General features: G+C 62.1%; 9 protein-coding genes. 2 read left to right on the top strand and 7 right to left on the bottom strand.

The annotated features are described in order from the left end of the window. Nucleotides 1-110: 110 nt before the first annotated feature. Nucleotides 111-248, bottom strand: a complete 138-nt coding sequence (locus PP263_RS05135) for a hypothetical protein (RefSeq protein ID WP_308367290.1) — start codon at nucleotides 246-248, stop codon at nucleotides 111-113. Between PP263_RS05135 and PP263_RS05130 the strand changes: the two genes are divergently transcribed. Beyond that, nucleotides 241-2,598 (top strand): penicillin acylase family protein, encoded by a 2,358-nt coding sequence (locus PP263_RS05130; RefSeq protein WP_308367289.1) that lies wholly within the window; start codon nucleotides 241-243, stop codon nucleotides 2,596-2,598. The genes PP263_RS05135 and PP263_RS05130 overlap by 8 nt on opposite strands. Nucleotides 2,599-3,104: 506 nt before the next feature. On the opposite strand, the gene cysG is transcribed toward PP263_RS05130, so the two are convergent. The 6 genes from cysG to PP263_RS05100 form a co-directional block, all read right to left on the bottom strand. Further along, nucleotides 3,105-4,487: a siroheme synthase CysG gene (cysG, locus tag PP263_RS05125; protein WP_308367288.1), complete on the bottom strand. Its 1,383-nt coding sequence runs from the start codon at nucleotides 4,485-4,487 to the stop codon at nucleotides 3,105-3,107. Nucleotides 4,488-4,509: 22 nt separating this feature from the next. After that, nucleotides 4,510-5,793, bottom strand: coding sequence for a serine--tRNA ligase (gene serS, locus PP263_RS05120; protein ID WP_308367287.1), 1,284 nt, complete (start codon nucleotides 5,791-5,793; stop codon nucleotides 4,510-4,512). 54 nt (nucleotides 5,794-5,847) lie between these two features. After that, a complete protein-coding gene (gene crcB / locus PP263_RS05115) occupies nucleotides 5,848-6,222 on the bottom strand; it encodes a fluoride efflux transporter CrcB (RefSeq protein WP_308367286.1) in 375 nt (124 codons plus the stop codon). A 73-nt stretch (nucleotides 6,223-6,295) separates the two neighbouring features. Further along, a complete protein-coding gene (locus PP263_RS05110; RefSeq protein WP_308367285.1) occupies nucleotides 6,296-7,639 on the bottom strand; it encodes a replication-associated recombination protein A in 1,344 nt (447 codons plus the stop codon). A 6-nt stretch (nucleotides 7,640-7,645) separates the two neighbouring features. Then, complete coding sequence (lolA, locus tag PP263_RS05105; RefSeq protein WP_308367284.1) at nucleotides 7,646-8,257, bottom strand: outer membrane lipoprotein chaperone LolA; 612 nt, start codon at nucleotides 8,255-8,257, stop codon at nucleotides 7,646-7,648. A gap of 149 nt (nucleotides 8,258-8,406) precedes the next feature. Further along, entirely contained in the window at nucleotides 8,407-10,749 is a 2,343-nt protein-coding gene (locus PP263_RS05100; protein ID WP_308367283.1) for a DNA translocase FtsK 4TM domain-containing protein, read from the bottom strand. Nucleotides 10,750-11,314: 565 nt separating this feature from the next. Here PP263_RS05100 and trxB point away from each other — a divergent pair. Further along, nucleotides 11,315-12,259, top strand: a complete 945-nt coding sequence (gene trxB, locus PP263_RS05095) for a thioredoxin-disulfide reductase (protein WP_308367282.1) — start codon at nucleotides 11,315-11,317, stop codon at nucleotides 12,257-12,259. The last annotated feature ends 133 nt before the right edge of the window (nucleotides 12,260-12,392 follow it).

The raw sequence follows: 12,392 nt of genomic DNA, 5'->3' as shown, positions 1-12,392 counted from the left end.
TCTATTTTTGTTATTGACCCCATCTTACGGTCAGGTCAGAAAGATTAAAAGCCTGTTATGACTTTTTTTGGATGACTGGTCAGTTCTGTTTTGCCCTCAGAAAACAAGCCTCAGCCCAATGGCGCTAAATTCCACTCAATATCTTTTTTTGTGACCAATATTTGTCGCCCGGTAACTACTTTGGTGCGGCCTTCCACTGCTAGAATCCTGCCAATCAGAATAGTGCCGACGGAAATATCCATGTCCATTAGTCCATCCACTCCCCGCCTTTTCCTCCGTATCCTGGCCTGGCTGGCCGCCCTTCTGGCAATTGCCCTGGCCGGCAGCTGGCTGTGGCTTCGACAAAGCCTGCCGATACTGGACGGAGAGCTGGATACCGGGAAACTGGAGGCTCCGGCCACCGTCCGCCGGGATGCCCAGGGCGTGGCTCTGATCGAATCGCAGGATCGCAACAGCATTGCTTTTGCCCTGGGCTTCCTGCACGCACAGGAACGCTTCTTCCAAATGGATTTGTTGCGGCGCAACTCCGCCGGCGAACTGTCCGCGCTGGTGGGGCCCGCGGCGTTGAAACACGACAAAAAAGTACGCCTGCACCAGTTCCGCAAGCGCGCCGAGCGCAACGCGGCCGCGATGCCCCCGGAGCAGCGCCGGCTGCTGAGCCGCTATGTGGAAGGAGTCAATTACGGGCTGCAGCAACTGGGAGCCAGGCCCTGGGAGTACGCTGTGCTGGGGCGGAAGCCGGAGCCCTGGACCGAAGCGGACAGCCTGCTGACCATTTTCAGCATGGGCCTCACGCTGCAGAGCCCCACCGGCGAATACGAAAGGCGCGACACCGCCCTGGCCGAACTGCTGCCCCAGGATCTCTACCAGTTCTTTTTCCCCGACGGCGGCCACTGGGACGCCCCACTGGTCGGGGAGGCGCGCGGCCCCGTCAAAATGCCCCAGACCGATATCGCCTCACTACTGGAGGAGAAGGAGCCGATCGCCTACCAGACGATGGAGAGCGATGACAAAATCTATGGTAGCAATAACTGGGTGGTTGGCGGCGCCCTGACCGAACACGGCAGCGCCATACTGGCAGACGATATGCACCTGGGGCTGAATGTGCCCAATATCTGGTACCGCGCCGGGTGGAACCTACCCGGAAGCGAGCGAATGGTGCGCGGTGTCACTCTGCCCGGTGGTCCCATTGCGGTGGTGGGCAGCAACGGACTGGTAGCCTGGGGGTTCACCAACACCGGCGGTGACTGGGGCGACCTGATTCCGCTGGAGCTGAGCGAAAACGGCCGCCAGTACAAAACACCCGAAGGTTGGCGCGATTTTGAAATCGATCGCGAAGCCATCGAGGTGAAGGGAGGTGAAACAGAGTACCTGGAGGTCCGCAAAACCATCTGGGGGCCGGTGGTGAGCCGGGATTACAGGGGTACTCCCCTCGCCTACCGCTGGGTGGCCCACGATCTGCGCGGCGCCAATGTGAACCTGCTGCAAATGGAGACAGTGGAAAGCGCGCGCGAAGCGTTGGACCTGGGCCCGCAACTGGGCATCCCCCACCAGAACCTGGTGGTGGGCGACCGGGAGGGGCATATCGGCTGGACCGTTGCCGGCGCCATTCCCCGCCGCGTGGGCTTCGATGGCAGCCGCTCGGTCTCCTGGGCCGACGGCAGCGCCCGCTGGGAGGGCTTCCTCTCTGCGAGCGAACAGCCGCGGGTCTACGATCCCCCCTCCCACCGTATCTGGACCGCCAATGCGCGGACCATGGATGGCCAGTTTCTGGCGGTGATGGGCGACCACGGCTACGCCTTGGGAGCCCGCCAGCAGCAGATTCGCGATGCCCTTTTTGCCCGCAAAACCTTTGCCGAGCAAGATCTGCTGGATATCCAGTTGGACGACCGCGCAGTATTTCTGCAGCGCTGGCAGCAGCAGTTGCTGGGGCTGCTGGAGAATGAGGAAGATTACCGCGACGTGCGCGAACAGATCGAAAACTGGGGCGGCCGCGCCGCCGCCTCTTCGGTGGGTTACCGCATTGTGCGCAATTACCGTCTCAAGTTCCTGGAGTTCGCCACGGCACCGGTACTCACCTATATGCGCCGCTTTCAGGAGGATTTTTCCTTCGGTCCCATGAAACGCCAGCTGGAATACGGGGCCTGGGAAATGAGCCTGAGCGAACCGCGGCACCTGCTCAACCCGGACTTTGAATCCTGGCGGGCGCTGAAACTGGCCGCCCTGGACACGGTCCTGGAAGAGATGGCCAAAGACGGCCGTCCGCTGGCGGAGCAGAACTGGGGAGCGCAGAATACTGCGCGTATCCACCACCCCTTGGGCCGCGCGGTATCCGCGATCAACTGGTTTACCGCCATGCCCGCAGAGCCGCTTTCCGGCGACACCCATATGCCGCGGGTACAATCCCCGGATAACGGCGCTTCCGAGCGAATGGTGGTCTCCCCCGGCCACGAAGACAGCGGAATTTTCCATATGGCCACCGGCCAGAGCGCGCATCCGCTATCGCCGTTTTTTGGCAATGGGCACGAGGATTGGGTTCAGGGGAATCCTTCGCCGTTCTCGGAAAGGGAAAGCCGCTACACGCTGACGCTGCGCTGAGGAGTTTGATGTAGGGTGCGCCGCGCGCACCAGCAACAGAGCTGCGAGCCAGCTTGTCGGTGCGCACGGCGCACCCTACGCGGTTTCGTCAAGTATCGCGAAAGATAAAAAGGACGTGAGGAGTCCCAGCGAGAGCACGAAGGGTAGCAGCGGAAAGCACAGCATTAACAGGGCCGAACCTATCCAGAGGTTTTTAACCCAGTTGCGTTTGACTCGGTAGCGGTGTGTATAGCGTCGACTGTGATCGTCATTCGGATCCGGTAGGCAAATTTCGCTTTCCCGTGGCAAAAAACTGCGCACTACAAGAGTGCAGTAGAATCGAATCGACGCCCACAACATACCGCGCACCACTCGCAAACTTCTCTTGCAGTATAGATGCTCGAATTGAATCGGATGTTCTGTGGGGCGGATTCCCACGCGGCCGGCGATGAGAAGTGAAGGCGTGCACTTCGCCTGTCATTCCGATCGCGGCCATGGGCCGCTCCTACAAAGGGGGAGTGGTAACGTCAGGGCTGATACCAGCGCAGTTTTTTATGCAGGCTGACAACGCCGCCAATGATGGTGAGTGCCGGCGCCTCGACGGATTTTTTCTCCGCCAGCGCGGGGATTGACGACAGGTCGCCTACTACCACCCGCTGTTCCCTGGTGGTGCCCTTTTCCACCAGTGCGACCGGTGTATTCGCCGGCATGCCGTGGGAAATCAATTGCTTGCAGATGGTGGGCAGGCCGGTGAGCCCCATGTAGAAAACCAGCGTCTGCCCCGGCGACGCCAGTTCCTTCCAGGGCAATTGCAGTTCGCCCTCTTTCAGGTGGCCGGTGATAAAGCGCACGGATTGCGCGTAGTCCCGGTGGGTCAGCGGAATACCCGCGTAGGTGGAGCAGCCGGATGCCGCAGTGATGCCCGGCACCACCTGAAACGGAATTCGCGCCTCCGCCAGTTTGTCGATCTCCTCGCCACCGCGGCCGAAGATAAACGGGTCCCCGCCCTTCAGGCGCAGGACTTTCTTGCCCTTTCCCGCCAGGTCCACCAGCAGCTGGTTGATGCCATCCTGGGGCACCGAGTGGAATTCCTTTTTCTTGCCCACATAGATGCGTTCCGCGTCGCGGCGCACCAGGTCCAGTACCTGCGGCGACACCAGGCGGTCGTAGAGCACCACGTCCGCCTGCTGCATCAGGCGCAGAGCACGGAAGGTGAGTAGATCCGGGTCCCCGGGGCCGCCGCCCACCAGGTAGACCTCCCCCACTGGCGCGGCTGAGCCGCGCCAGTTGTTCAATGCGGCGAGTAGTTCGGCCTCGCCCTCGGAGGTCTTGCCCGCCTCCACCCTGGAAGCCACCGGCCCGGAGAAAACCCAGCGCCAGAAATCCTTGCGCTGTGGTTCCGGCAGCGCGGTTTTTACTTTATCGCGCACGCGCATCGACAGTTCCGCCAGAGCGCCGATACCCGGTGAGAGCAGTGCCTCCAGCTGGGCGCGCAGCCGCTGGGCCAGTACCGGCGCCGCACCGCCGCTGCTGATGCCGATGGCGAGCGGGCCGCGCTCGACAATGGCGGGAAAAGTGAAAGAGCACAGCTCGGGAGCATCCACCGCGTTGACGGGCAGCTTCCGTTGCCGTGCGTCGGCGGAGACTTCGGCGTTGACAGCCGGATCGGCGGTGGCGGCGATCACCAGCTCTGCGCCGTCGAGGAAATCCGCGTGATAGGTGGCGCGAAAAAACCGTCCGTCGCTGTCGTCGATCAGCTGGCGCAATTCATCGGTGATCTCCGGGGCCACAACCGTCAGCCGGGCCCCGGCCCGGGCCAGTAGCCGCGCCTTGCGTGTGGCCACGGCGCCGCCGCCCACCAACAGGCAGGGGCGGTCTTGAACGTCAAATGCGAGGGGCAGATAGCGCAAAGTGGTATTCCGTGTCGTGGGGTTATGCCGGCGTCAATACTTCCTGGCCGCGCATGTAGGGCCGCAGTATTTCCGGTACTTCGATGCTGCCGTCCTCGCGCTGGTAATTTTCCAGCACCGCAATCAGGGTGCGGCCCACCGCCAGGCCGGAGCCGTTCAGGGTGTGGAGCAGTTCCGGCTTGCCGGTTTCCGGGTTGCGCCAGCGGGCCTTCATCCGCCGCGCCTGGAAATCGCCGACCAGTGAGCAGGAGGATATTTCGCGGTATTTGTCCTGGGAGGGAATCCATACTTCCAGGTCGTAGGTCTTGCGGGCGGCGAAGCCGATATCGCCGCCGCACAGGATCACGGTGCGATACGGGAGGTTCAGTTTCTGCAGGACGGTTTCCGCATTGCGGGTGAGTTCCTCCAGCGCCTCTTCCGACTGGTCCGGGCGGGTAGCCCACACCAGTTCCACCTTCTCGAACTGGTGCTGGCGGATCATGCCGCGGGTGTCGCGGCCGTGGGAGCCGGCCTCGGAGCGGAAGCAGGTGGTGTGCGCGACATACTTGTGCGGTAGCGATTGCGCGTCCTCGACAATTTCATCGCGGTAGAAGTTGGTCAACGGTACTTCCGCGGTGGGTATCAGGTAGAAGCCGCGCTCATCTTCCAACCTGAACAGGTCGTCGGCGAATTTTGGCAACTGGGAAGTGCCGTACAGGGAGTCGTCGTTGACGATGACCGGCACATTGGCCTCGCGATAACCGTGTTCCTCGATATGCAGGTCGAGCATAAACTGCGACAGCGCCCGGTGCAGCTTGGCCACATGCCCGGTCATCACCGCGAAGCGGGAGCCGGTGAGTTTGCTGGCCATCTCGAAATCCAGCCCGCCGAGCTGTGCGCCCAGGTCCACGTGGTCCTTGACGGGGAAATCGAACTGGCGCGGCTGGCCCCAGCGGCGTACTTCCACATTGTCGTCTTCGTCCTTCCCTTCCGGAACGGACTCGTCCGGCAGGTTGGGAATGGCGGAGAGAATGGTGTCCAGTTCGTTCTGCAGTTCCGACAGCGCCTGCTTGGCTTCGCTCAACTGGCTGCCCAGGGACTCGACTTCCTTCAGCAGCGGGGTAATGTCCTCGCCGGCGGCCTTGGCGCGGCCGATATTCTTCGACTTGCTGTTGCGCTCGTTCTGCAGGCTCTCGGTGTGTACCTGCAGTTCCTTGCGGCGCTCCTCGAGGCTTTCGAGTTTGGCCGCGTCCAGTTTCACGCCGCGCTTCTTCAGGGCCGCGGCCACTTGATCCATTTGTGTGCGAATAAGTTTTGGGTCGAGCATCGTTTCCAATCTGCCTGCGTGCAGGCTCCTACAGCATTGTGTTTATGGTTTGGGTTACAAATATTTCGCGGCCAGTGCAAGGGCGCAGCCGGTGGCGCTCAGGCACAGGACCAGGCTGATCAGAATGTAGGCCAGGGCCGTCAAAGGTTGGCCATTGTGCCACAACATCAGGCTTTCCAGCGAGAAGGTGGAGAAGGTTGTCAGGGCCCCGAACAGGCCAGTCATCAGCAGCAGTCGCCACTCGGGGCCGAGCATGCCCCGTTCGACGATCAGCACATAGACGATGCCGATCAGAAAGGAACCGCTGACGTTGACGATCAGGGTCCCAAGCGGAAATTTTCCGTTGAAGACCGGGTAGCTCCAAACGGTAATCAGGTGGCGAAGAATAGCCCCCACTGCGCCCCCGAGGGCAATTGCCAGCCATTGCATATCAGGTTCCAGATCTCGGAATCAGGTCGGTAGGGTGGATACGAATCGGCAATCTTGCCGATTTGTATCCACCCTATGTTTCGTTTTTTTCGGTATTTCTATAGCGTTGCCAAGGGCTTTCCTGGTTCCGCTTGTGAAGGTTGTCCAGTTTTTCGCCAATTTTCAATTCCAGGCCGCGAGGCACCGGCTGGTAGTAGCTGCGCCCGGCGATTTCCTCGGGGAAGTAGTTTTCCCCGGCGGCGAAGGCGTCCGGCTCGTCGTGGGCGTAGCGGTAGTCGGCGCCGTGGGCCAGGCTCTTGGCCAGCTTGGTGGGCGCGTTGCGCAGGTGTACCGGCACCTCGTAGCTCGGGTCCCGGCGCACGTCCGCCAGAACCCGCTTGTAGGCACTGTACACAGCGTTGCTCTTGGCCGCCACGGCGAGGTAGGCGATGGCCTGGGCGATTGCCAGCTCCCCTTCCGGGCTGCCCAGGCGTTCCTGTACATCCCAGGCGTTGAGCGCGATCTGCAGGGCGCGGGGGTCGGCATTGCCGATATCCTCGCTGGCCATGCGCACCGCGCGGCGGGCGATGTAAAGCGGGTCACAGCCGCCGTCCACCATGCGTGCAAACCAGTAGAGCGCGGCGTCCGGATCGGAGCCGCGAACCGCCTTGTGCAGCGCGGAGATCTGGTCGTAGAAGTAGTCGCCGCCCTTGTCGAAACGGCGCACATCGGCGCTCAGTACCTCCGCCAGCACCTCCTCGTCGATCACGAAACGGCCGCCCTCCTCCTGTGCCAGGTCGCAGGCGATCTCCAGCAGGTTGAGGGCGCTGCGGGCATCGCCGTCGGCGGCTCTGGCGATCTTCTGCAGAATCTCCGGGGCGATCGACGGTTTTCGCTCCTTCAGTTCGGCGTCTTCATCCAGTGCTCGCCGCAAAAGGCCCAGAAGTTCCTCCTCGGAAAGGCTGCGCAGCAGGTAGACCCGGCAGCGCGACAGCAGCGCGTTGTTCAGCTCGAAGGCGGGGTTTTCCGTGGTGGCGCCGACAAAGGTGACGGTGCCCTCTTCCACGTAGGGCAGGAAGGCGTCCTGCTGGGCTTTGTTGAAGCGGTGCACTTCATCCACGAACAGGATGGTGCGGCTGCTGTACTGCTTTGCCTCCGCCACCGCCTGGCGGATCTCCTTGACCCCGGCGAGTACCGCGGACAGGGTCGCGAAGCGCGCGTCACACTCCCTGGCCAGCAGGCGGGCAAATGTGGTCTTGCCCACGCCGGGCGGGCCCCAGAGCACCATGGAGTGGAGCTGGCCCCGCTCCACCGCTTCGCGCAGGGGTTTTCCCGGCCCCAGCAAATGCGTCTGGCCCATATACTGGGCCAGGGATTCCGGCCGCATGCGCGCGGCCAGGGGCTGGTGTGCGGGAGTGGACTGAAACAGGTCGCTCATCGCGCCTCACTGATCTTTGACGACATCGGTCCCCGCCGGCGGCTTGAAATTGAATATGGCGTCGGACAACTTCGGATTGGCCTTCATGCCGCTGAACTTGATTTTGGTGGTCTGGCCCATCTCATCGCGTACGGTCATCGCGGACGGTAGGCCCTTGTCGCTGAAGCGGATTTCCATGGATTTGAAAGCCGCCGACTTGCGCTTGGGGGTCAAGTGGTAGGCGCCGTCCTTGCTGTCGACGTTGAAGGAACTGCGAATCTCCTCCACCTTGCCGCCCAGCAGCAGCGCGGGAGTTTCCTTCATGCGCTTGTCCACCGGGCGGATCGTCACCTGCTCCAGGTCCGGATCGTAGAGCCACAGCTTCTTGTTGTTGGTGACCAGCAGTTGGGGAAAGGGTTCGCCGGTCTTCCAGCGCAGCTTGCCCGGCCGCTGTACGGAGAAATTGCCGTTGCTCTTCTGCATGACCTTGCCGCGTTCGTCGATCAGGGTCTGCTGGAAGTTGCCGGAGATACTCGCCAGCGGCTTCAACAATTGGCTCAACTCCTCCGTGGCGTCGGCCCAGGCGCCGCTGGCGGCCAGTCCGAGGGACAGGATCAGAGTTTTCAGAGTACCTTTCATCGAAGAATTCCTGTGCAGGGGATTTCCTTTAAGATTAGTTGCCGGCGGGTGAATACTGCCTGAACCCGATTGGTTGGACTGCAGGGTGCGCCATGCGCACCGTTGATCCAGGTGGTGCGCACGGCACACCCTACACTACCGATCTCTCGTCAGGCCGGCGGCGGCGCCAGTACTTCCCGGTTGCCGTTGTGCCCGGCCTCGGACACCACGCCGGCGGCTTCCATGGCGTCGATGATCCGCGCGGCGCGATTGTAGCCGATACGCAGCTGCCGCTGTACCGAGGAGATGGAGGCCTTGCGGGACTTGGTGACGAAGGCCACTGCTTCGTCGTAGAGGGCATCGGTTTCCGGGTCGTCGTCCTCGCCGCCCTCAGTCTGCAGGCCGGGTACCGGGATGCTGTTGTTGGTGTCGTCGACGATACCGTCGATATACTCCGGCTCACCGCGCCGGCTCCAGTCCGCCACCACTTTGTGCACCTCGTGGTCGTCCACAAAGGCGCCGTGCACCCGCACCGGCACGCCGCTGCCCGGGGGCAGGTAGAGCATGTCCCCGTGGCCCAGCAACTGTTCAGCGCCGCCCTGGTCGAGAATGGTGCGCGAGTCCACCTTGGAGGAAACCTGGAAGGCGATCCGGGTGGGTACATTGGCCTTGATCAGGCCGGTGATCACATCCACCGAGGGCCGCTGGGTGGCCAGCAGCAGGTGGATGCCGGCGGCGCGGGCCTTCTGCGCGATACGCGCGATCAGCTGTTCCACCTTCTTGCCGACGATCATCATCATATCGGCGAATTCGTCGATCACCACCACCACGGCCGGCAGCGGCTTCAGGTACCCCGGGGTCTGCTCCGCTTCCGGTACGCTGGACATGGGGTCCGGTTGCCACAGCGGGTCGACCAGCGGTTCGCCGGCCTCGATGGCGTCGCGCACCTTGCGGTTGAAGCCCGCCAGGTTGCGCACGCCCATGGCCGCCATCAGCTTGTAGCGCCGCTCCATCTCGCCCACGCACCAGCGCAAGCCGTTGGCGGCGTCGTTCATATCGGTGATCACCGGAGTCAGCAGGTGTGGGATGCCCTCGTAGACCGACAGCTCCAGCATCTTCGGGTCTACTAAGATGAGGCGCACCTCCTCCGGTGTGGACTTGTACAACAGGCTGAGCAGCATCACGTTGATGCCCACGGACTTGCCCGAGCCAGTGGTGCCCGCCACCAGCAGGTGAGGCATCTTGGCCAGGTCCGCGACCACCGGCTGACCCGAGATATCGTGGCCCAGGGCCAGGGTCAAAGCCGACTTGGCACCGTCGTATACATCCGCAGAAAGTACTTCAGAAAGTCGTACCATCTGCCTGTTTTCATTGGGAATTTCGATGCCCACCACCGATTTTCCGGGGATCACCTCCACCACCCGCACGCTGATCACCGCCAGGGAGCGGGCCAGGTCCTTGGCCAGGTTGGTAATGCGGCTCACCTTGACCCCGGGGGCTGGTTGTATCTCGAAGCGGGTCACCACAGGCCCTGGCAGCACCGAGACCACCTCGGCCACCACGCCGAAGTCTTTCAGCTTGAGTTCCAACAGGCGCGACATGGCTTCCAGGGAGTCGCGGGAGAAGCCGGCTTTCCTGTTCTTGTCCGCCGCATCCAGCAATGACAGCGGCGGCAGGGTTCCGGTGACCGGCCCGCTGAACAGTTCCCTCTGCTTCTCCTTAGCGGCGCGCGGGCTCTGCTTGGGCGTCGGCAGCGTTGGCTCAATTTTGGGCGGCAGGCGTTTGGCGGTGCGCTGCTTCTCCTCTTCCACCGCCGCCTTGCGCACGACGATGGCCTCCCGCGCCGCGCGCTCCTCCTCGCGCCGCTGGCGCGAGCGCTGATAGCGGTTCCCCAACCAGGTGAAAAATCCGAGGATATTGCGACCGATCGAATCCACCAGTTTCAGCCAGGACAACCCGGTAAAGACGGTGATGCCGATGGCGAACAGGGCCAACAGCAGGATGGTCGCCCCCACATAGCCGAGATTGTGTTCGGTGGCCCCGGCGAGCGCCGCGCCGATAATGCCGCCGTTGGAGAAAGGCAGCGGTTCCGCCCCCTGGGCGAAACAGAGGGTGGCCAGCCCGGCGCCGCAGGCCAGCAATAGCCCCAGCCCGGAAACCCGCAGTGCGAACAGCGGGCCGTGAAAGCGCGCATTGCGATCGCGCAGGATGCCAAAGGCGCGCCAGCCGATCAGCAGCGGGAACAAGTAGGCCATCCAGCCCAGCAGCGACAGGCAGACATCCGCCAGCCAGGCGCCCGTCGGACCGATGGCATTTTCCACCTGATCCGAGTGGCCCGTGTGGGACCAGCCCGGATCTTGCGGGCTGTAGCTCGCCAGGCTGATGGCGAGCAGCAGCGCACCGGCGAGCAGCGCAATCAGCGCACCCTCGCGCAGCAGGCGGGCGATCAGGGAGTCCGGCGGGACACCGGCATCGTCGTTGGTGGCTGCGTCGGTTGCGCTGTCGGCCTTCAATGGCTTACCTCGGGAGTTGATGTTGGTTGTATCGCGCTTGTCGATATCGCGCCGGTCGGCGGCGCCAGAGCGGACTGTGTACTACAGACGCCCGTGAAATGCTACCGACCGCCTTATTGAGAAACCACTTTAAGTGAGTTTAAGTCTATGAAAATCAGCAATATAGAGAACCTTCTTAAGGTTGGCTGTGAAGAAGTCTGCACTTTTTGTAATCGCCTTTTCCCCAGGTCAATAGCGGCGCGTTATTGCAGAAATAAAGGCAAACTATTTCGTTGAGGGGCGCGTTTCGCCTATCATGGCCGCCAAATTGATAGCCTCAACTGATCAAAAAGCGGTCGAGAGAGGCGGAGAGGATTCTCCAACCTAGAAACCGCAGTTGGGCGCGAAAAAGACAGATAAGATATTGGTGTGCATAGTGAATTTAAAAATCGCGTGGTCACCTTATTGGTGATGAGTCGATTATTAAATTTGCTGGGCGCGCCAAGAGCTTGCCTGGACTTTCGTGATCCAACTGCAGTTTCTAGGTTCAATACACTGTTTTTAACTGTTTGTTTAAGAGCGTTCCATGAGCAATAACCACCATCGCCTGATTATCCTCGGATCCGGCCCCGCCGGTTACACCGCAGCCATCTACGCCGCGCGCGCCAACCTGAACCCGGTGGTCATCACCGGTATGCAGCAGGGCGGCCAGCTGACCACCACCACCGAGGTGGAGAACTGGCCCGGCGGCGTGGCGGATCTGCAGGGCCCGGACCTGATGGTTCAGATGCAGCAGCATGCCGAGCGCTTCGATACCCGGATTATCTTTGACCATATCGAAGAAGTGGACCTGAAGCAGCGCCCCTTTACCCTCAAGGGCAACGAGACTTACACCTGTGACGCGCTGATTATCGCCACCGGCGCCTCCGCCCAGTACCTGGGCCTGCCCTCGGAGGAGGCATTCCAGGGCCGCGGAGTCAGCGCCTGCGCCACCTGTGACGGTTTCTTCTACCGCGATCAGAAGGTGGCGGTGGTGGGCGGCGGCAACACCGCTGTGGAAGAGGCGCTGTACCTTTCCAATATCGCCAGCGAAGTGACCCTGATCCACCGCCGGGACGAGTTGCGTGCGGAGAAGATCCTGCAGGACCGCCTGATGGACAAGGTGGAGAACGGCAATATCAATCTATGCTGGCACAACACCCTGGATGAAGTGCTGGGCGACGACAGCGGCGTGACCGGTGTGCGCCTGCGCAGCACCCAGGACGACTCCACCAAAGAGCTGGAGGTTTCCGGGGTGTTCATCGCCATCGGCCACAAGCCCAACACCGATATCTTTGCCGGCCAGCTGGAAATGAATGGCGGCTATATCCTGGTGCAGAGTGGCCTGGACGGCAACGCCACCCAGACCTCGGTACCCGGCGTCTTCGCTGCCGGAGACGTATCCGACCATATCTACCGCCAGGCGGTGACCTCCGCCGGCACCGGCTGTATGGCGGCGCTGGATGCGGAGCGCTTCCTGGACGCGCAGTAACCGGGACGCCCAGCGCCAGCTCGGCTTCCGGGCTGCGGCGATTGATCCCCTGTGTTGACCAGAGCGGTGCCAGGGTCTTCGATATGCTTACTATCCTGGCTTCTGTAGGGCGATCCTTGTGATCGCCCTTTTC

This window comes from Microbulbifer sp. TB1203 (assembly GCF_030997045.1).
Classification (GTDB): Bacteria; Pseudomonadota; Gammaproteobacteria; order Pseudomonadales; family Cellvibrionaceae; genus Microbulbifer.
The sequence above is the reverse complement of the archived record's forward strand: the minus strand, read 5'-3'. Positions and strand labels throughout refer to the sequence as shown.